This is a genomic window from Wolbachia endosymbiont of Dactylopius coccus, from assembly GCF_977011065.1.
The window spans coordinates 799,486-818,435 of record NZ_OZ347065.1 but is presented as its reverse complement, the minus strand read 5'-3'; the positions used below and the strand labels follow the sequence as shown (position 1 = coordinate 818,435).

General features: G+C 35.0%; 18 protein-coding genes and 8 pseudogenes. 10 read left to right on the top strand and 16 right to left on the bottom strand.

All coding sequences use genetic code 11. The features are described from left to right. Nucleotides 1–3 precede the first annotated feature (3 nt). Nucleotides 4–873 carry an Rpn family recombination-promoting nuclease/putative transposase gene (locus tag ACWHVF_RS04550; RefSeq protein WP_064085537.1) on the bottom strand — a complete coding sequence of 290 codons (870 nt, stop codon included), beginning with the start codon at nucleotides 871–873 and terminating at the stop codon, nucleotides 4–6. 206 nt (nucleotides 874–1,079) lie between these two features. On the opposite strand from ACWHVF_RS04550, the gene mutL reads away from it, so the two are divergent. The 6 genes and pseudogenes from mutL to wmk (ACWHVF_RS04520) all read left to right on the top strand — a co-directional run bounded on the left by mutL (nucleotide 1,080) and on the right by wmk (ACWHVF_RS04520) (nucleotide 8,116). Further along, on the top strand, nucleotides 1,080–2,888 hold the full coding sequence (gene mutL, locus ACWHVF_RS04545; protein WP_447933208.1) for a DNA mismatch repair endonuclease MutL: 1,809 nt from the start codon (nucleotides 1,080–1,082) through the stop codon (nucleotides 2,886–2,888). Between the two features lie 68 nt (nucleotides 2,889–2,956). After that, a complete protein-coding gene (wmk, locus tag ACWHVF_RS04540) occupies nucleotides 2,957–3,895 on the top strand; it encodes a WO male-killing family protein Wmk (protein ID WP_064085539.1) in 939 nt (312 codons plus the stop codon). 171 nt (nucleotides 3,896–4,066) lie between these two features. After that, nucleotides 4,067–4,740 (top strand): annotated as a pseudogene (locus tag ACWHVF_RS04535) (JAB domain-containing protein). Between the two features lie 169 nt (nucleotides 4,741–4,909). After that, nucleotides 4,910–6,103 carry a hypothetical protein gene (locus tag ACWHVF_RS04530; RefSeq protein ID WP_447933207.1) on the top strand — a complete coding sequence of 398 codons (1,194 nt, stop codon included), beginning with the start codon at nucleotides 4,910–4,912 and terminating at the stop codon, nucleotides 6,101–6,103. An 80-nt stretch (nucleotides 6,104–6,183) separates the two neighbouring features. Continuing rightward, nucleotides 6,184–7,092 carry a WO male-killing family protein Wmk gene (gene wmk, locus ACWHVF_RS04525; RefSeq protein ID WP_064085541.1) on the top strand — a complete coding sequence of 303 codons (909 nt, stop codon included), beginning with the start codon at nucleotides 6,184–6,186 and terminating at the stop codon, nucleotides 7,090–7,092. Nucleotides 7,093–7,138: 46 nt separating this feature from the next. After that, nucleotides 7,139–8,116: a WO male-killing family protein Wmk gene (gene wmk, locus ACWHVF_RS04520; protein ID WP_082861188.1), complete on the top strand. Its 978-nt coding sequence runs from the start codon at nucleotides 7,139–7,141 to the stop codon at nucleotides 8,114–8,116. Between the two features lie 39 nt (nucleotides 8,117–8,155). On the opposite strand, the pseudogene ACWHVF_RS04515 reads toward wmk (ACWHVF_RS04520), so the two are convergent. The 3 genes and pseudogenes from ACWHVF_RS04515 to ACWHVF_RS04505 form a co-directional block, all read right to left on the bottom strand. Continuing rightward, nucleotides 8,156–8,335 (bottom strand): annotated as a pseudogene (locus tag ACWHVF_RS04515) (patatin-like phospholipase family protein); the annotation flags it as partial. A 135-nt stretch (nucleotides 8,336–8,470) separates the two neighbouring features. Next, nucleotides 8,471–9,871 (bottom strand): group II intron reverse transcriptase/maturase, encoded by a 1,401-nt coding sequence (gene ltrA / locus ACWHVF_RS04510; protein ID WP_447933206.1) that lies wholly within the window; start codon nucleotides 9,869–9,871, stop codon nucleotides 8,471–8,473. Between the two features lie 418 nt (nucleotides 9,872–10,289). Continuing rightward, a complete protein-coding gene (locus ACWHVF_RS04505; RefSeq protein ID WP_082861184.1) occupies nucleotides 10,290–11,072 on the bottom strand; it encodes a patatin-like phospholipase family protein in 783 nt (260 codons plus the stop codon). On the opposite strand from ACWHVF_RS04505, the gene ACWHVF_RS04500 reads away from it, so the two are divergent. Next, nucleotides 11,071–11,592: a phospholipase D family nuclease gene (locus ACWHVF_RS04500; RefSeq protein ID WP_128081715.1), complete on the top strand. Its 522-nt coding sequence runs from the start codon at nucleotides 11,071–11,073 to the stop codon at nucleotides 11,590–11,592. The two genes, ACWHVF_RS04505 and ACWHVF_RS04500, sit on opposite strands and share 2 nt — an antisense overlap. On the opposite strand, the gene ACWHVF_RS04495 is transcribed toward ACWHVF_RS04500, so the two are convergent. From ACWHVF_RS04495 to ACWHVF_RS04470, 6 genes and pseudogenes are all read right to left on the bottom strand, one after another. After that, the gene (locus tag ACWHVF_RS04495) at nucleotides 11,593–11,808 is read right to left on the bottom strand and encodes a hypothetical protein (protein WP_064085525.1); all 216 of its coding nucleotides are present in this window, start codon (nucleotides 11,806–11,808) and stop codon (nucleotides 11,593–11,595) included. Nucleotides 11,809–11,855: 47 nt separating this feature from the next. Beyond that, nucleotides 11,856–12,389, bottom strand: a complete 534-nt coding sequence (locus ACWHVF_RS04490; protein WP_064085526.1) for an ankyrin repeat domain-containing protein — start codon at nucleotides 12,387–12,389, stop codon at nucleotides 11,856–11,858. Between the two features lie 12 nt (nucleotides 12,390–12,401). Then, the gene (locus ACWHVF_RS04485; protein ID WP_447933205.1) at nucleotides 12,402–12,755 is read right to left on the bottom strand and encodes a hypothetical protein; all 354 of its coding nucleotides are present in this window, start codon (nucleotides 12,753–12,755) and stop codon (nucleotides 12,402–12,404) included. Between the two features lie 53 nt (nucleotides 12,756–12,808). Beyond that, nucleotides 12,809–13,351 (bottom strand): hypothetical protein, encoded by a 543-nt coding sequence (locus ACWHVF_RS04480; RefSeq protein WP_447933204.1) that lies wholly within the window; start codon nucleotides 13,349–13,351, stop codon nucleotides 12,809–12,811. Continuing rightward, nucleotides 13,352–13,561, bottom strand: a complete 210-nt coding sequence (locus tag ACWHVF_RS04475) for a tail protein X (RefSeq protein ID WP_064085527.1) — start codon at nucleotides 13,559–13,561, stop codon at nucleotides 13,352–13,354. Then, nucleotides 13,558–13,692: pseudogene (locus tag ACWHVF_RS04470) on the bottom strand (phage tail protein); the annotation flags it as partial. The gene ACWHVF_RS04475 and the pseudogene ACWHVF_RS04470, both read right to left, overlap by 4 nt. 80 nt (nucleotides 13,693–13,772) lie before the next feature. Here ACWHVF_RS04470 and ACWHVF_RS04465 point away from each other — a divergent pair. Next, nucleotides 13,773–14,418 (top strand): annotated as a pseudogene (locus ACWHVF_RS04465) (IS630 family transposase); the annotation flags it as partial. Nucleotides 14,419–14,434: 16 nt separating this feature from the next. Here the strand turns inward: ACWHVF_RS04465 and ACWHVF_RS04460 are convergent. Beyond that, nucleotides 14,435–15,187, bottom strand: coding sequence for an IS5 family transposase (locus tag ACWHVF_RS04460; RefSeq protein ID WP_064124816.1), 753 nt, complete (start codon nucleotides 15,185–15,187; stop codon nucleotides 14,435–14,437). 80 nt (nucleotides 15,188–15,267) lie between these two features. On the opposite strand from ACWHVF_RS04460, the pseudogene ACWHVF_RS04455 reads away from it, so the two are divergent. Then, nucleotides 15,268–15,639: pseudogene (locus tag ACWHVF_RS04455) on the top strand (IS630 family transposase); the annotation flags it as partial. 8 nt (nucleotides 15,640–15,647) lie between these two features. Here the strand turns inward: ACWHVF_RS04455 and ACWHVF_RS04450 are convergent. The 4 genes and pseudogenes from ACWHVF_RS04450 to ACWHVF_RS04435 all read right to left on the bottom strand — a co-directional run. Then, a pseudogene (locus ACWHVF_RS04450) lies at nucleotides 15,648–15,920 on the bottom strand (AAA family ATPase); the annotation flags it as partial. Between the two features lie 23 nt (nucleotides 15,921–15,943). Beyond that, nucleotides 15,944–16,153: pseudogene (locus ACWHVF_RS04445) on the bottom strand (hypothetical protein); the annotation flags it as partial. Between the two features lie 10 nt (nucleotides 16,154–16,163). Further along, nucleotides 16,164–17,175, bottom strand: a protein-coding gene (locus ACWHVF_RS04440) for an IS630 family transposase (protein WP_447933038.1) whose coding sequence is annotated in 2 segments (ribosomal slippage) — nucleotides 16,164–16,712 and nucleotides 16,714–17,175 — 1,011 coding nt in all. Because the reading frame shifts where the segments join, the coding sequence is not laid out codon by codon here. Nucleotides 17,176–17,282: 107 nt separating this feature from the next. Next, nucleotides 17,283–17,742 (bottom strand): annotated as a pseudogene (locus tag ACWHVF_RS04435) (winged helix-turn-helix domain-containing protein); the annotation flags it as partial. Between the two features lie 30 nt (nucleotides 17,743–17,772). Here ACWHVF_RS04435 and ACWHVF_RS04430 point away from each other — a divergent pair. Then, a complete protein-coding gene (locus tag ACWHVF_RS04430) occupies nucleotides 17,773–18,006 on the top strand; it encodes a hypothetical protein (RefSeq protein ID WP_447933203.1) in 234 nt (77 codons plus the stop codon). On the opposite strand, the gene ACWHVF_RS04425 is transcribed toward ACWHVF_RS04430, so the two are convergent. Next, nucleotides 18,003–18,881 (bottom strand): hypothetical protein, encoded by an 879-nt coding sequence (locus ACWHVF_RS04425; protein ID WP_447933202.1) that lies wholly within the window; start codon nucleotides 18,879–18,881, stop codon nucleotides 18,003–18,005. The two genes, ACWHVF_RS04430 and ACWHVF_RS04425, sit on opposite strands and share 4 nt — an antisense overlap. Nucleotides 18,882–18,950 lie beyond the last annotated feature (69 nt).

The following is an 18,950-nucleotide window of genomic DNA, read 5'->3' as shown; positions in this document are numbered from 1 at the left end:
ATATTATGTTTTTTCCCTGAGTTGTAAAACTTCAGAATGAGAGAGGCCGGTAATTCGAGCTATAACATCAATAGAGACACCGGCCTTGAGTGAATTTTTAGCTACTTCAATTTTGCCTTTTTGATGGCCGATGAGGATGCCTTCATTAAGTTTTTCTTCAAGGGTAGATAAATAATCATCGGTACGTTTCTTAGCTTGATCATACGCAAGACGTTCTTCTTTACTCCAATTATATTGGTTTAACTCATCATAAGCCCTACCAATAATTACATCACTTCCTATTATTTTTTTTAGATCCTCTTCGCTCGTTTCATCTGCGTGCTTAAAAAAATAGATCCATTTTTCAACAATATTTTCTAATTGATCTTCTTTTGTCTTATTAAACTTTGGTAGCTCTATAAAAGTGAAACTAAAGTCTTTGAGATCATGTTCAAAGGTCATCTTATCAAAAGTCACGTGATCCGACTTATAAGCCAGCTTATTAGGAAATAGGATAAAATCAGCAATAGCAATAAAGATAACCCCTTTAAGATCGTGATACTGGTCACCTACATCAGCTTGATTTGAATAGGCTTTAGCAGCATAGTATTGTGCACGTTTTTCAAAGCCCCTTGTTTTAGCGACTTGCATCTCAATGATGGTTTTGACCCCTGTAGAATCAACACAGAGAACATCAACAATACTTTGCTTTTGAGAGGCAATGACATGGTCTTGAATGGGACTGAGAAAGGAAACATCTTTAATCTGGTTGTCATCAGTAAGATCTAATATATCATTAAGAAAGTGAATAAGAATGTCTTTGTTCTTTTCAGTACCAAATATTCTCTTAAATGCATAATCATTTCGCACATTGAGAAACTTAGAAAGGGCCATAAGAAATCAACCTAAAAAGCATTAATAATTATACAAAATTCTGTAAAAATATTCAACTAAAATTCAACCATAGATCCACAGGAGATAACATTTCGGGCTGGGTTTTTACAACTATTTCTGTTTTTAAATTAGTTGAGACACCTAATAGAGAACTTGATTTGCATTGATATTCAAGCTATATCCTGATCAGACTGAGAGTTGGAAATATGGCAATAATTCTTTTAGATACAAAAACAATAAACCGTATAGCAGCAGGAGAGGTAATAGAGAGGCCAGCAAGTGTAGTAAAGGAATTAGTAGAAAATGCAATAGATGCTGGAAGTTCAGAAATAGAGATCAAAATAGAAAGTGGTGGGCGCAATCTTATAACTGTGACAGATAATGGAAATGGAATAGAAAAGGAAGATTTGGAACTTGCATTTATGCGCCACGCTACTTCAAAATTAAGCGATAGTGAGTTAATAGAAATCAAGCATCTTGGGTTTAGAGGAGAAGCTTTGCCTTCAATTGCAGCAGTAAGCAGAATGAATTTATCATCTAAGGCAAGTGGAGCAAAGGAAGCGTGGTCTATAAGATATGAGGGAGGAGAAAAAATAAGAGAGATTACACCTTGTTCTTTGCTACAGGGTACATATATTGAAGTTCGTGACTTATTTTTTGCCACTCCAAATAGATTAAAATTTCTAAAAACCGAGAGGGCAGAAACACAAAGCATTGTTGACATTGTAAATAACTTAGCAATGATTAACTATAGTATTGGGTTTACTCTCACTTCCGGTAATAAAAAGCTCTTAAAATATGCTAAACAAACTTCATTCTTTAACAGATTATGTGAAACAGAAGAAGAATTTCAGAGCAATTCGCTGGAAGTTAAAGAGGAAGAAGACGGCATCAAACTTACGGGACACATCTGTAAACCAACTATTAGTCGTGGTAATTCAACTCAGATCTATACGTTTGTTAATGGAAGGCCAATAAAAGACAATCTACTTATTGGTGCAATTAGATATGCGTATCAGGACTTTGTTCCAAGTGGGAGGTATCCTTTTGCAGTGCTGCACTTAGAGATACCATACGATCAAGTAGATGTAAATGTGCATCCAAATAAATCAGAGGTAAGGTTTCAGAACAAGAGGCTAGTATATGAAATAGTGAGAAGAGGAATAATAAAAGCATTATCGACTAGGTTTGCAGCAAGTGGTGTTGAGTCTCAAAATATTGAGGAGTTTGATAGCCAAGAGCCGGTTAATAGTAAAGAGAAAAAAAATCAAAAAGAGTTTTATGAAAAGAGGCCAAGTCTTTTAGAAAATCGTCTAATGAAAGAATTCAATGCACCAGATGAAAGAAGGCAAAGCTTACCAGAAACGTTTAAATATGGAGAATCTCCACTAAAAAAGGAAACTATGGTTCTAGAAAGGAAGCAAATTGATTTGATAGAAGATCACCCTCTAGGATATGCACGCTGTCAGGTCTACAATACTTACATTATTGCTGAGGCTAAAGGCAAATTAATTATAGTAGACCAGCACGCAGCTCATGAGAGGTTGATCTATGAGTGCTTAAAACAAAAATCAAGCATAAAAAGGCAAAAGCTTCTTCTTCCTGAAATAGTCGAGATTAAAAACCAAGCAGGAATGGAGATGGTTGAAATGTATAAAGATAAGCTTTTCGAAATGGGTTTTGGTATTGAAATAGAATCAGAAGGTAAAGTAAGGGTGAAAGAAATACCTGCAATTTTAGGAACAATAAATGTGAAAGAGATGGTGATGAATATAGTTGATAGATTAATGGAGATAGGAGATACGCTACCTATAGAAGAAAAAGTGAACAAGATACTAGCTACCATTGCGTGCCACGGGTCAATTAGAGCTGGAAGGGAAATGAAGTTGGAGGAGATGAATGAGTTGATGAGACAAATGGAGGAAACACCTTATGCTGGGCAATGCAATCACGGAAGACCAACGTATATAGAAATGAAACTAAGTGATATAGAAAAATTGTTTGAAAGGAGATGAGTTCAGTTTGTCAAAAAGGTTCCCAATTAAGTATACGTAACAGCTCTTCTGGTTATGGAGTATAAAATGTGAAAAAAGAGAATAAATGCTCTAATTTTTTAGATTACAAAGTAATAGGACAGGAAGTAAGAAATCGTAGGTTAGCAAAGGGATATACTCAAAAAGATTTAGCAAAAAAAATCGATACAACATATCAGGTAATACTGCAATATGAAAAAGGAACACGCAGAATTTCAATTAAGAAGTTATATGAATTAGCAGAAGCATTATCAACAACTGCTAGAGATCTAGCTTGCGGACAAGAAGTATCAAATGAGGAAAGGTATGAGGAAGAAGAGATATTAAATCTAGTAAGAAGACATAAAGAGATTAAGGATCAAGAATTACGTGAAACGTTTTATTTATTAACTAAATTCATCCGTATTGGTGAGGAAGAAAGTGGAAAGGTAGTAAAAATAGAGGTGGCAAAGGGTTTAGTTAAGGAAGGAGTTTCTGCTCATGTTATCTCTCAAACGACCAGTTTATCTATTGATGAATATGATAATGATGAGAAAAAAATTTCTATTCCGTATAAAGTAGGTCAAAGAATAAAAGAATGGAGGTTGAGAAGAGGATACACACAAGAAGATTTAGCAAGCAAAGTGGGCGTAATAAATCAAAGAATATATGAATATGAACAAGGACGGTCTGCTGTTTCACTTGAAATGTTAGATGAAATAGCAAAGGTACTATTAATTAATATTACAGATCTGCTTCCAGAAACAACAGAAAATGAGAATAGTGAAGCAGAGCTATCAAGGTTAATAGAAGAATATAAAAAGATTAAAAGCCAAGAACTACGTCATGTACTAATAAAATCTCTGTTTGAAAGCATACAAATTTGCAAAAAGAAAGTTAAGAAAGTAGAAAAGATGAAAATTGCAAAGAATTTAGTTAAGGAAGGAATTTCTATCAATATTATTTTAAAAACAGTAGGCATCTCTTTAGACGAAATTCAACAAATTTAAAATAAAAAAATCAGTATCTATTAATATCTTTACTTTTTGATGAAAAAATAAGTAAAAAAGATTGAAAAATTGATTTGACTTCACTCAAAAGCTATGGCCTTATGCCAATGCTGACAAAAAAACAGCAGTAAATATATAAAAACATTTTGTTATTAGTGAAGGGTAATTTTTATGAATAATAAGAAAAGTAGTAGAGATCGTAGAGAAGAAATAGAGTTCAGAGCATTAGAAAGCAACGGTAAAGCTCTACTTGATCGTGAAGTAATAGAAACGTTTCTAAGTGCAGTGCATGACAGGGAAGAAGCTCGAGTTATTGCTAGAAAGCTAATAGATAATTTTGGAATAGGAGGAGTTTTAGGCCAGGAAATAGATGACTTGAAAACTATAGAAGGGATAACTGACTCTACAGTAGCAGTAATTTTATGCCTAAAGGAAGCTTCAAAGAGAGTACCAAGAGAAGAGTTAAAGAAAGGACCTGTAATGGATAACTTGGAAACCATAGTAAAATATTTAAGGGTGAGTATTGGTTACTCAGAGAAGGAAAAGATGAAAATAATATATTTTGATCAAAAGTGCCGTTTAAAGGGGGAAGAAGTGTTTACTGGTACAGTAGATAAGGTACTTTTTACATAAGAGAAGTAACAAGAAAGGCATTAATAAGAAAAGCGACGTCAATAATAATATCGCATAACCACCCAGAAGGAAGGTTAAAGCCATCTGATGAGGATGAAGCTGTAACTAAAGACTTGGCTAAAGCTTGTCAGACTATAGGGATTAGGTTAATGGATCACATTATCATCACAAGTGTTGGGTATTTTAGCTTTAAAGAGCAAGGACTGTTATAAAGCAGATGTTTGAAGATTTTCATGAGTTGTTTAACTACTTGAATGAAAAAGTATTTGCAAGCACATTAATTCTTGTTTATAATTAATGAGAAAGTATATATTGAATTAATAATAAAGTAATAAAGTCGGTTGTAGACTTAGTAAAATATATTTAATAGCGGAGGCTAATATGAGTAATAAAATAATTGTACCTTTTGATGATCAAGAAGGAGGTACTTACGAGTTAAACATTGATCTTGATAGATTATCAAAAGGTGAGGTGTTAAATGCTATTGTAGGAATTGGTCGTACTAAGGAGCAATCCACCTTTGTAAGCAAAATTAATAAGGCTAAAAAGCCTGAAGAAATAGCCCCTTTCCCTGGTAGAGAAGTTCGCGAAAACCAAATCAACTATGGGAAAGGATTTGACTATGTTTATGGCACAAAACCTGTAAGTGATCAAGAAGATAAAAATCCATTTGCTTCAGCTTTGAAAAAAATAAAGCCAAGTGCAGAAAAGTTGAGCTGGTTTAAGAGTGCTGTGGTAAGAGCAAAAAGTCCAAATGAACTGCACAAGGTTGTAGACGAAGCACTAGCTGCTGGAACAAGGCTAAATGCGTGTAATGATGGAGAGTGGAGCTTCGCGGAATATGTGATACTGGGCACACATTTTCATAAATTTGATAAGGCTGATCGTAAAAAGCTAATACGTAAATTAATGCTAAACGGTGCAGAGTTTCATGATACTTTATTGGAGAATAAACTGATAGGTGAAATCTATAATGAGCTACAACCAGAAGTTCAGCCACAGATAGATGAAAGACTAGAAGAACTAGAAAAAGCTGGCGAAAGTGCTGTGCAAGAAGGAGAATTAATAGATATCGAGATAGACAATACAACATCGTATATAGAATTTTCTGGGGATAGCAAGGTAGAGGTAGCCAAAATACTGGAAGCAAACAGAGAGTTAGGAAGTAATATTTTAAAAATTGGCAATGATGCAGTTGAGGTTAAAAGTGAGAAGGGAGGTATAAGAAACTATATCGATATGTCAGATGAAAGCTCTATTATATTAGAATTTCCTACAAGCATTGGTAAGCTAAATGTTATATTGTACCAGGACGTAAAAAACTGCAATCAAGTACAAGTAAAAGTAGCGGATAAGGAACTGTGGGCTGAATTACAAAAAAGAGGGGAAGAAATTGGAAAAAATTGCCTTTTTGCTGGAGTAAAACTTAAAGAAGCAGTAGAGAGAGGTAATTTCACTAGATGTGGCATATGGAATGAAAAGTATGCTATAAAAGAGGTTAGCAATAATGAAGTATTGTCTCCGTGGGTAAATAGAATACGTGAAGGTAGTAAAGAAACCTTTAGAGAACTTTAATGCGTCTACAGCCCACTTTAAGGTTCCAGAGTTTTGTTATATCTGAGCTATAGTAGAAAATATTATATATGGTTCTTTGCATGGAAAAAAGTCTAGACTATGAAGTAGGGCAAAAAGTGAAAAGTTGGAGGTTAGAGAGAGGGTATACTCAAAAGGATTTAGCAGAGAAGGTTGGTGTAAAGTACTGGGCAATACTGCAATATGAAAAAGGTAACCGTAAAATTCCAATTAAGAAGTTATATGCTATAGCAGAAGCATTATCAGTAAATGTTAAAGGTCTAGTTTGTGGAGAGACACTACCAAATGAAAAAAGATATTTTGAAGATGAAGAAATATTAAATTTAGTAAAGGGGTATAAGGATAAAGAATTAAGCGAGGTATTTTATTTATTAACCAAATTTATTCGTTTGAGTGAGGAAAGAAGCAGAAAAGCGGTAAAAATAGAAGTCGCAAGGGGTTTGATGAAAGTAGGAGTTTCTGCTCATGTTATCTCTCGAACAACTAACCTATCTATTGGTGAGTATGAGGAGAACAAAATTCCGGTTCCATACAAAGTAGGGCAAAGGATAAGAGAGTGGAGATTGATACGAGGATATACACAAAAAGATTTAGCGAATAAAGTTGGCATAACAAATCAAGGAATATACGAGTATGAACAAGGGAGAGCTGCTGTCTCACTTGAAATGTTAGATGAAATAGCAAAGGTATTATCAATCAGTATCATAGATCTACTTCCCGAATCAGATGAGGATAGTGAAGCGGAAGAAAGGCTATCAAACTTGATAGAAGAATACAAAAAGATTGAGAGTCGGGAATTACGCGATATGCTAATCAAGTCTTTATTTGAAGGTATACATGTTTGTAGAGAAAAGGTCAGAGAGGAAAAGAAGATTGAAGTTGCAAGGAATTTAGTGAAAGAAGGAATTGCTGTTGATATTATCTTGCAAACGACAGGCTTATCAAATTATATGATTGAGAAATTTTTGTGATTTCATAAAAACTTAGCCAATAGTGGATTTTTTTGTGATAGAATATATGTTTGCTTCTGTAGGAAAAACAGCTTTTAGAGGATTTATCTATGATAATTCAGAGCATGTTGGCTCAGTAAGCTACGAGCTAGGGAAAAAAATAGAAGGTTGTAGGATAGTACAAGGGTATACTCAGGCAAAATTAGCAAGCAAAATTGGTTTAACACATAAGGAAATACATAACTTTGAACTAGGGTGCAAGGCTATTACAATCAAAGAATCGTATATAATAGCAGGAGCATTGTCAGTTAATGTTATAGATCTACTTCCAGAACCAACAGTACTAAGAGAAAACAGTTGGTATGAAGATGAGGATAAAGAAATAGTCTATCTAACAAAAATACATAGAGAAATTAAGGATCAGGAATTACGCAAGAAGCTGTATCCATTAGTAAGGTTTGTATATATTAGCGAGAAAATTAGCCAAGAAGAAGCGAAAATAGAAGTAGCAAAGAATCTAGTGAAAGAAGGAGTTTCAGTTGATATTATTTCCCAAGTGACTCGCTTATCTACTTATGAATATGATGATATAGAGAAAGAAATTTGTACTGATTCTATACTCTACAAAGTGGGGAAAAGGATAAAAGAGCAGAGATTAATACGGGAATACACTCAGGAGGACTTGGCAAATAAAATCGGTTCAACACCTAAAGAAATACACGACTATGAACGAGGATATACAGACATTCCAATTGAAATATTATATAAGATAGCAAAAACATTATCAGTTAACATTAAAGCTCTTGGACTAACAGAATATGAAAATGAGCCAGTTTTGAGGTTTGTAGGTAAATGCGAAAAAATTGAGGATCAAGAATTACTGGATACGGTAGCCAGATCTTTATCTGAAGGAATGCAAACTGGTAAAGAAAAGGTTAAAAAAGCAGAGAAAATCAAGATTGCAAAAGATCTAGTTAAGGAAGGTGTTGCTATTGATATTATTGTGCGAGCAAGTGGCCTAACTGCTGATGAGTGTGAAAATTGAATTGTGTTAAACAATATATTGAGATGTAAGTAAATATAGTTATATATTTAATATTTCTATACAGAATTTTTCTATCACTTTCTGATTGTCCTCTACCATTGCATTTGCCTCTTGCTGAAGAGATCTGATATTTTTTGATGTAATATTATCCATGTCAGGTGATGCTATTTTTAATTGCGATTGTATACGTATATATTTATCAGCTATAACTTGATTAAGTAGGGTCGAGAACTGGCGCGCCTCTTTAGGGATTGGTGGCTGATCCATTATTTTCATCCTGGGCCTCAATCCGAAATTCCCATATTTACGTTTCCAGTTCCCGCCTCGTCAAACGCAGCATGCAGTTTTCCCGCACTACGCTTTCCTAGTAGATTCTTTACCAAAGTTTATAACATATTGTGCTGGTAAGGCTTTCGGAACGTAATATCTTATTCTATAGTCCGAATATAGACCAAGAGTCTCATATATCCATTTGCTACTCCACCTTTTCCAGCCAAATCCCTTTGCTTTTCTGGCTTGCATCAGATTGCGTCTTGCTTTCTTCTCTACCCATTGTTTTACATAATTGAAGCTTCGACTTGAGTTTCCTATCCTAAAGTAGTTTGTCCACCCTCTCAATATTGGATTAATGATTTGAATCACCTTTCCTATTGGTTGTGATTTATAGCTACGGAATACTTCCTTCAGTTTTTGAAGTAAGCTCGTCCGTGTTTTCATCTTTGGTGTTATTTGTACCCTCCACTTTCCTTGTTTTGTAATTTTCTCTCGAAAATCAAATCCTAGAAAACTGAATGTCCCTTTCTCTTTTAGATTGACTACCTTTGTCTTTTCTTTATTTACTTCTACTTCTAGTTTTGCTAATTCTTCTTGTAACCTTTTGTGCACTGATTTCTCAAGCCATTCCCATTTCTGGTGTCCATCTATCAGTATCACTAAATCATCTGCCCACCTGGCGTATTCTATATGTCGGTATTTCCCCTCTTTAGTCACCTCTTTAGCCTTTTCTAGCATTTTATCTACCTCATTCAGGTATATATTGCTTAGTAAAGGCGAGATCGGCGACCCTTGTGCTATTCCTCGTTTTCCTCCTACTTTAAGGATTAGCTTGATCAAGTGCATGATTTCTTTATCATTTATCCTTCCGGCAATTTTCTCCATAAGAATATGATGTCGCACGTTATCAAAGTAGGATTTCAGATCTACGTCAATACATTTTGTGTTGCCTTTGATTGCTGCTTTCTCTACTCTGTTTATTGCTTCATGCGCTTTTTTCTTGGGTCTGTACCCATATGATCCGTCCTGAAAGTCAGATTCAAATATCGGTTCAATTATTAGCTTTAGTGCACTTTGCACTATTCTATCCCGGATGCAGGGTATGTTCAACGTTCTGAGTTTTCCCCCAACTTTTGGTATTTCCTTTCTCCGGTTCCTATTTGGGCTATAGGTTTTGGTTGTTAGTTCATGTCTTATTTGCTGAAGATACTTTTCTAAGCTTTCTGCCTCTATCGATTTGAATGTCACCCCATCAATTCCTGGTGCCCCATTACTTTTCTTTGTTAGCTTATATGCTTCTTCTAGTGTCTCCATCTTGCAAACGTGAACATAGATTCCCCAGAATCGCCATTCCGGTTCTGCCTTTGCTTTGGTATATATCTTCCTTCTCAGGTCTTGTAATTTTATTGGCATTTTTATCATTTTTACCTTTACCTTCCTTTTGTTAAAAAGATTTCTACTAGCAGGGTGCCTTTGCTCCATGAGAGTTACCTCACTTCTTCACTACTACGCACCCATCCGCCACCCTTTCATCTTCGGTTCATTTCCTGTTTTCCAGTTATAGAACCTACCACTCCAAGGTATTTCTCCCTGGGATGAGTAGGGCTTCTCCAGTTGTTTCATATGTCCTCATTACCGTGCCATCACTATCACCCCGCTAAAGTAGATATGCCGTATCATTCGGGTTTTCAGCTATCCATATTGCCTTCACCCTATCAACGTGGGCTCAGCCTTTAGGACCTGTAACTTTCGAGGCCACCTATGTGTTCGCTTTCGCTACGGCCTGGTAATTCGCCATTATCCTATGATAATGTTGTCGGTAGGCTTCAACATTTTGGTTTCCCTACATGCTGCTACCCAAGCTACGGGACTCCGACTTTTATCCCGGTAGGTTTAATTCCTACTGAACATACTCACCTTCTCTGGACACACGTTGATAGTTTACTGCATCTAAATTTGAGGCAAACATTACGTTCAACAGCGGTTTTATCCAACCTATCTTTCCAAATTTCCTCGAGTTAGAATACCTTATACTTCTATCTGTTCTGCCAGTACCAATTGATAGAATTATAATATCATCATTAGGAAATAACCTCTTACCACTTGCATATGCGCAAGCCGCTGGATTATTTGCAAAAACCCCTCCATCCACTAATACCATTTCCTTGTGGTTGATTTTAAGATATTTAGGTGTAAAGTAAGTAGGTGCAGCCGTTGCAGCTCTGAGTGCATCTTTCAGCTTAATATTACCTTCTTTCCAGCTTTTAAAGAAAAATGGGCAGTTATTCTGAATATCGTAACTCGTAATCAACACATTACTTAAAGTGTTTTTAAGGATATCATCGCCAAAATATTTATCCAATACAGATTTAATATTTTTATGTGGGTATTGTGCGCAGTTAAACCAAGATAATATTGATCGCCTGAAGAATGAAGATTTGAAAATATATGATCCATATCTCTGGTAGAGCTCAACCAAATCATTGGCTGAATATTGGGGATTTCCTTGATTATCTTTCTTGCATAACCCTGCTACAACAATTCCACCAGTTGAAGTACCTGCCATAAGATCAAAGATTTCAGCTATCGATTTTCTTGCTCTCTTTTCTATTTCTGCTAGAATAATGGCTGGTATTATGCCCCTTATGCCTCCTCCGTCAACTGAAAGGATGTATTTTTTCATGATTAGATATTTATTAATTCTGTTAACTTGCTCACTTTTATCAGGTTGTGTTACCTGTCCAAAAACTACAGTCTGTTTTACACCTAGGGAAAATTGTGCCGAACAAATAACCAATGCTATAGATCAAGCTCAAAAATTCATATTAATTCAGGCATATCAATTTACTTCAAAGCCTATTGCACAATCTTTAATTAGAGCAAAAAAACGTGGTGTTGATATTAGGGTTATCCTAGATGAATCACAGGTCAGCTCAAAATACAGTGTCATCAATGAATTATTTAGGCAAAAAATACCGATATACATAGACTATAAACCTGCAATTTCACACAGCAAAATTATGATTATTGATGAGCAAAAAATCATAACAGGATCTTTCAATTTCTCTGACGCTGCGCAGAAAAGAAACGCTGAGAATCTACTAATTATAACAGGAGACCCTCCATTAGTTGAGCAATACATCAAAAATTGGAAAGATCGTCAATCTCAATCTGATGCTTACACACCAAAAGTAGAAGAATAATTACTTTAAATCAGCCTTAAGCTCATCCAACTCCTCAGAAAGATTTTTTACCCGCTCTTCCAGACGATATACCGTAACAGTTAATCCATTATTTTGTTCTATGAGTTTTTCATGTATATGCACTCGTAAATCCAGTTTGGCAAGCCACCAAATCGCCGCTACCGTCTGTATTAACATCGTTACAATTACTGCGATTGGGATTTTTTGATTTTGCATAATGATTTAAAATATGAATTTATTATGGATAGCTAATTTAGTAACTACTATTTTGATTTATGCTGTTCCTCTGCATTTGCAAGTAGCTTAATAATTTCTCTGTAAGGTTTATCTTTATTGTGCCGTGATTCTATTACAGCTACATCTCTAGGATTTTTTCCGTCTTTATCTCTAATTTTGGGATTTGCATCTTTTTCTAATAAAAACCTAATTATTTCTAAATTTCCTCTATATGCAGCAGAATGTAAAGCTGTCCATTTTTCATATTTTGCTGTGTTTATATCAGCTCCTTTCTCTATTAGAAATTTAACAACCTCCAAACATCCTGCACCGGATGCATAATGTAATGCTGTTAATTCGGGAATCTGTGTATTAATATCTAATAAATTATTAGCCGAAAATTTTACTACTTCTAGGCTGCAGTTCTTAGAAGCAGTTCGTAATATTGTTTTATAATTATCTGTAGCTTTTGCTCTCATATAGCAATAGGTAATAACAATACATATTATCATTGTTATACACCACCAAAAGTGTAGCTTATTTCTTGAGTCTCTATTCATATTCAATACTTTTTTTAACATTAAACATTTGGTTTACTGATTTTTTCTTAACGTTGATGCTGATAACATAGTGCGATAACCTGAACCATCTAACATGTGTTCTGCTCTGTCAATTATCCATTCACCGTCTATATCTTGATGAAACCCTAACAAGCTAAGTTTTGCCTCTGCAAATAGTTCTGGATTACCAGGCATAGTGACATCCAATACTGCATTATTTCGCTTTAATTGTTTTAACTTAGCATTTGCTGCACTTAATGCTGATTCTACATTAGAGTAAAGCGTTTGTATAGTATAACTTGGACTACCAGAACCAGCTATTTCTGATATAGTTTCACCTTTTTCATAGCTATGCCATTTTGCAATTACTGAGTTGTACCTACTCACGGTAAAGTGAACCTTCCAATTTATTGTGTCTTGAGGTCTAATAGCTGTTGTTCCTAAAGCTTTTCCAGTTGCCGACTTTGCTTTGCCTTTGGGAATAAAAAGTATGTATCGCCAGCTAACTTTGCCATTGCCTCGCGTTCTATTGCTATTTTTGTTAGTAAACTTATATCACTTTCTTCTGTTTGGTTAATATGTGGAATCAACACATTTTCAAATTCTTCTGCAACTCTGCACCCATATCCGTGCTTTTCTGCTATTTCCTTAACCAAGCTACCTAGAGTAATTTGATGCCATTCTTTAGATGCTTTCTCCTTTAATGATAGTCTTAAATTTGTTGCATGAGCTTTGATTAGTAGAGTCTTAGGTGGACTTTGTATTGTAACTTCGTTGACTGTATATATGCCCATTGGTAAGACTCCAGTTTCTCTGTAACCTAGAGCGATATTTAATTCATTCGGAACATCTGTGTTTTCATCCCTATAATCAACATGTACTTCAACTACATCATCTATAGTTCCAGATTCATCTGTAAGGCGCAATGATATAACTCTATCTCTAATTGATTCACATTTATCTATTATAAAATCTGGCTGCATTTATTCCCATACTTTTAATTTTGACTTTTGTAGAGGTTTTTCTGTTACAGGCAATTTAATTTTTAGTCCTACCGGTAAAAAACTTCCATGTTCTGCAAGGCCTGGATTTTTAAGCAATACTTCCTCCACTATTCCATCGGTAAATCCATAATGTTTCCAGCAAATCAGATCTAGCATTTCTCCTTCTTTAGTTAAGTAATATATAGTCATCTATAGCTCTTCAAACTCAAACTAAATTCAACTTTTCTTGGTAGTCCATTAGGTAAAAAATACATCTGCTTTTCTTCTAACCTAGTAATTACGAATTGTCCTAAAATATTACCTAGACTATCTACTAATACCAATTCCCATTACACGGCAAACAGATAGACAATAATAGAAGACAAGCCATAATGAAATAAGTGAAATAGTCGAGGTATAAATGGCACTAAGATCAAAATTATTGGATGAAGAAGTAGTAAAATCAGCAAAAAAAATGCTGAAGAAAGTAAGGAACAATGCATATGTTGCAAAAAAACTAAATGCTGTAATTGCAGCAAAAAAGCATAGTATAACGGCTGTAGCAAAAATATATTGCATTTCAAGAAGCGCACTAACTTCGTGGATAAAACTCTTGAAATTAGGCAGAGAAGAAAAATTGTTTGCTCCTCCACAACGGCGTAGAAAAACTAAATTAAATCAGGCTCAACTACAGCAAGTTGAAGCATGGGTAGGAGAAAATCCTAATATTACCATTAAAGAAATGAGAATAAGAATCCAGGAAAAGTTCGGCTTAAATATTAGCAAATCTACAGTACACCGCTATATGCAAAAGATGAAATTCTCTTATATTACACCAAGACCAGTACACAATGTACAAGATAAAAGAAAACAAGAGGAATTCAAAAAAAAATCTCAACGAAGTTATTGGCAAGTATCCTGAAAAAGAGCTGTTTTTCTTCGATGAATCGCGGTTTGGCACACATTCAAAGACCGGGCATGGATGGTTTAAAAAAGGCGTCAGAACAAAAGTTAAGGTAAAATTAGGTAGGGAAAATTTTTATCTCTACAGTGCAGTTAATCCTAGGCTCTGTGGACAAAATTTTAGAGAAGCCATATGAGAGCTCCAACAAAATTTAGAAATCCCATGTAAACCTCTGCGGTCTTGTCAAATCTGGAAAAAATGCGCCTAAAATTTTTAATTTTACCGAAAAAGCACTCAATCAAATGACGTTCTTTATAAATATGCTCATCATAGTATCTTTGCACTTTTCGATTCCTTTTTGATGGAATTACGATTTCACATTTCCTGTTTTCAAGGCTGACCACAAAAGCATTGCTGTCATAACCCTTATCAGCTACTACAATGGAGTTATAGACATTTTTTGTTAATACTTCAGCTTGTGTAATTTCATTCCTCTGGCCAGGAGTAAGTATAAATTTTAAAGGATTTCCCAATGCATCAACAAGTGCATGAATTTTAGTCGTAAAGCCACCTTTACTTCGCCCTAAAGCCTCTTGATCCTTCGAATCTTTTGTATATCCAGCCGAACATGGATGGGCTCTAATGATCGTACCGTCGATTATGACGGCTTCTAAATCTGGCTCTTGTTTTGTGTACTCCAATAAATTTTTCCAAATACCCCTTTCGCACCATCTCTTAAATCGTTTGTGTATACTTCTGTAATTGCCATAGATTTTCGGCAAAAGTCGCCATTGGCAACCACTTCGCGCCATATACCACACTGCTTCTATGAATATTCTTAAACGTTTTTCGTCTTTACTATGCATTCCTTTTATGCCTTTTATGAATTCTAAAATTTGTTTCCAATTTCTTTCTTTTATATAATATTCCATTCGGTAGTTTCTCCATTTTTATGTTCATTTGGTTAAACTACCACTTTTTTTCTCCCTCTTCATATTTTTTGTCCACAGAGCCTAGAAATGGGGAGAATTCTAGCTTGTTTGCACCGAATGTCAACACTGATTGTATGAATATATTTCTTGAGCAAATGTCTCAATATTTGGGACCACGAGAAGCCTTTCTTGTTATGGATTGTGCTAGTTGGCATAAGTCGAAAAGTTTAAAGGTACCTAAAAATATTGAGATTATATACCTACCACCATACTCACCTGAACTCAATCCAGTTGAGAGGCTTTGGTTGTATGTAAAACAGAACATTTTGCGCAATAAAATATACGATACTATTGCTTTGCTTGAGAGTGCTTTGTGTAAATTTATTACTTCTCTTACCTACTCCACAATTAAACAACTCTGCTATGTATCCTATTTGAATGACCAACAATGAGAATTGGTATCATATTCGATTTCAGTTTGCAGATAGAAAATTTTCATAGGTTTGCTTGGAGTCATACCCAAAAATGAAACTCCAGCAGCCACGTGTACAAGCCATGAAATTAGAAAATCGCTTTTGCCAATTTTAGGTGGGCCACCCAGTACCAATAAACCTCTTTTCGTTAAAATTCTAGGACAGATGATATCTTCTGGTATTGGCGTTTGATCACTTAAATACTCCTTTACGCTGAAGAAAGGGATTTTTTGACCGATATTGAAAAAGCTTTGTTCCATAATAATTATTCTCCAATTTTTAATTAAGCAATAGGAGCCAAAGTTTTGGCTTTAATTTTCGCAAGTAATTTACCCAAATGTGGTTCTTCAACCATACTCAGGCAGCCACTTCGATCTTTAGCTGGGTATCCCCAAGTATTAATAGTCTGACAGATAAATGAACGTACTTCTGTGCCATTATCTTTCTTAGTTCCAACCATGCTGATCACCTCATCAACAATACCTGGAATCTCATACCAATTCTCATTGTTGGTCATTCAAATAGGATACATAGCAGAGTTGTTTAATTGTGGAGTAGGTAAGAGAAGTAATAAATTTACACAAAGCACTCTCAAGCAAAGCAATAGTATCGTATATTTTATTGCGCAAAATGTTCTGTTTTACATACAACCAAAGCCTCTCAACTGGATTGAGTTCAGGTGAGTATGGTGGTAGGTATATAATCTCAATATTTTTAGGTACCTTTAAACTTTTCGACTTATGCCAACTAGCACAATCCATAACAAGAAAGGCTTCTCGTGGTCCCAAATATTGAGACATTTGCTCAAGAAATATATTCATACAATCAGTGTTGACATTCGGTGCAAACAAGCTAGAATTCTCCCCATTTCTAGGATTAACTGCACTGTAGAGATAAAAATTTTCCCTACCTAATTTTACCTTAACTTTTGTTCTGACGCCTTTTTTAAACCATCCATGCCCGGTCTTTGAATGTGTGCCAAACCGCGATTCATCGAAGAAAAACAGCTCTTTTTCAGGATACTTGCCAATAACTTCGTTGAGATTTTTTTTTGAATTCCTCTTGTTTTCTTTTATCTTGTACATTGTGTACTGGTCTTGGTGTAATATAAGAGAATTTCATCTTTTGCATATAGCGGTGTACTGTAGATTTGCTAATATTTAAGCCGAACTTTTCCTGGATTCTTATTCTCATTTCTTTAATGGTAATATTAGGATTTTCTCCTACCCATGCTTCAACTTGCTGTAGTTGAGCCTGATTTAATTTAGTTTTTCTACGCCGTTGTGGAGGAGCAAACAATTTTTCTTCTCTGCCTAATTTCAAGAGTTTTATCCACGAAGTTAGTGCGCTTCTTGAAATGCAATATATTTTTGCTACAGCCGTTATACTATGCTTTTTTGCTGCAATTACAGCATTTAGTTTTTTTGCAACATATGCATTGTTCCTTACTTTCTTCAGCATTTTTTTTGCTGATTTTACTACTTCTTCATCCAATAATTTTGATCTTAGTGCCATTTATACCTCGACTATTTCACTTATTTCATTATGGCTTGTCTTCTATTATTGTCTATCTGTTTGCCGTGTAATGGGAATTGGTATTACTAATAGCTCCATTGAGATTTTTTTTTGAATTCCTCTTGTTTACCTCTATCTTGTACATTATGAACCGGTCTTGGTGTAATATATGAGAATTTCATCTTTTGCATATGGCGGTGTACTGTTGATTTGCTGATATTTAAGCCGAACTTTTCCTGGATTCTTATTCTCATTTCTTTAATGGTAACATTAGGATTTTCTTCTACCCATGCTTCAATTTGCTGTAGTTGAGCATGATTTAATTTAGTTTTTCTACGCCGTTGTGGAGGAGCAAACAGTTTTTCTTCTCTGCCAAATTTCAAGAGTTTTACCCACGAAGTTAGTGCACTTCTTGAAATGCAATATATTTTTGCTACAGCCGTTATACTGTACTTTTTTGCTGCAATTACAGCATTTAATTTTTTCGAAACATATGCATTATTCCTTACTTTCTTCAGCATTTCTTTTGCTCACTTTTTCATCCAATAATTTTGATCTTAATGCCATTTATACCTCAACTATTTTACTTACTTCATTATGGCTTTTCTTCCATTGTTGTCCATCTGTTTCCCGTGTAATGGGAATTGGTATCATTATAAGAAAGAAGTAAGTAGTCATAGTGATAATACAATAGAAACCCGTATAAGAGATCCACTTGTAGAGCGATTGAATAGACATCGTAACGAGTTATTAAAACAAAACCCTATACCACGAACTTTTATAGGAGAACCATCTGTAAGCCAGGTTAATGATTTACATAAGCCACGTTAAAGCCCAGGCTGTTGGCTAGCACCATTACAGATGGAAATATCGTAGAGCTTACTTGACACCATGTAAGCACCAACCCCGGCTATTAACGCGGGTATAGCTATTGCTAAGACAGGTAGTTCAACTGAATAACAGACTAAAGCTGTTGCTAGTGCAGCAACAATACCAACAGCAATTGCAATTTTTTGTTTTCTAGAAAATATTGGTGGCTCTTTTTGAGAATAAACCCCAGAATTAACAGGAGGATGTCCCATTACTGTTTTCTCACTAGCTGCCTTCTCCCTTTTTTCTTTGCTATCAGAATCACCTCCTGTTTTTTTCTTACCATGATGTTTTACAGTATCTTGATTCTTTTTATCAGGCTCTTTTTGTACAACATGTCGTGCCGTTACATTATCTTCCTCTTTTTCTGTTTCAGGAACTATATGCTCATCCCAAAATTCTTGTTTTATAGCCTCTAAGTTATCTATAACATAGTCATGCACTTTCCACCCCAGTAAATCTGGTTTTGGACCTAGATTTTTAATTACAGAATTGTCTTTAAAGAGAGAAATAAGCCTATTAAATAAATCATGATATTTAAGAGGATTACCTTCAACATCAACAACAGGCCACCCTGTTCCATGAGAAAACCTTTTTTCGATCTCACCTTCGACAATAGTACCTTTAACGGCAATTTCTATATCTGATATTTTAAGTATTTTAGGTATTGCTTGGCTACATATTTGAATACCTTTTACACTCATTACTCCATTTTCTGTTATCATTTCAGTAAGGAACTTGAGGTCCTTAGTTTGCTCTAATAATTCGAGTAACTTTCCGTGGTATTCTCTTGAGGATTCTTGTTCTTCTAGAAATTGCTCTATAGAATATGCCAACTCTCTATTCATGGGAAGAGTACTAAGAAGTTGGAGTTCAATGAGACCTTTAGGAGTGTTATACCAATT

Bases quoted from the DNA above. Each gene is read 5' to 3' on its own strand.
- ACWHVF_RS04550 (WP_064085537.1), bottom strand. From the start codon at position 873: ATGGCCCTTTCTAAGTTTCTCAATGTGCGAAATGATTATGCATTTAAG.
- mutL (WP_447933208.1), top strand. From the start codon at position 1,080: ATGGCAATAATTCTTTTAGATACAAAAACAATAAACCGTATAGCAGCA.
- ACWHVF_RS04530 (WP_447933207.1), top strand. From the start codon at position 4,910: ATGAGTAATAAAATAATTGTACCTTTTGATGATCAAGAAGGAGGTACT.
- wmk (WP_064085541.1), top strand. From the start codon at position 6,184: ATGGAAAAAAGTCTAGACTATGAAGTAGGGCAAAAAGTGAAAAGTTGG.
- wmk (WP_082861188.1), top strand. From the start codon at position 7,139: ATGTTTGCTTCTGTAGGAAAAACAGCTTTTAGAGGATTTATCTATGAT.
- ltrA (WP_447933206.1), bottom strand. From the start codon at position 9,871: ATGGAGCAAAGGCACCCTGCTAGTAGAAATCTTTTTAACAAAAGGAAG.
- ACWHVF_RS04500 (WP_128081715.1), top strand. From the start codon at position 11,071: ATGATTAGATATTTATTAATTCTGTTAACTTGCTCACTTTTATCAGGT.
- ACWHVF_RS04505 (WP_082861184.1), bottom strand. From the start codon at position 11,072: ATGAAAAAATACATCCTTTCAGTTGACGGAGGAGGCATAAGGGGCATA.
- ACWHVF_RS04495 (WP_064085525.1), bottom strand. From the start codon at position 11,808: ATGCAAAATCAAAAAATCCCAATCGCAGTAATTGTAACGATGTTAATA.
- ACWHVF_RS04490 (WP_064085526.1), bottom strand. From the start codon at position 12,389: ATGTTAAAAAAAGTATTGAATATGAATAGAGACTCAAGAAATAAGCTA.
- ACWHVF_RS04480 (WP_447933204.1), bottom strand. From the start codon at position 13,351: ATGCAGCCAGATTTTATAATAGATAAATGTGAATCAATTAGAGATAGA.
- ACWHVF_RS04475 (WP_064085527.1), bottom strand. From the start codon at position 13,561: ATGACTATATATTACTTAACTAAAGAAGGAGAAATGCTAGATCTGATT.
- ACWHVF_RS04460 (WP_064124816.1), bottom strand. From the start codon at position 15,187: ATGGAATATTATATAAAAGAAAGAAATTGGAAACAAATTTTAGAATTC.
- ACWHVF_RS04430 (WP_447933203.1), top strand. From the start codon at position 17,773: ATGGCTTTTCTTCCATTGTTGTCCATCTGTTTCCCGTGTAATGGGAAT.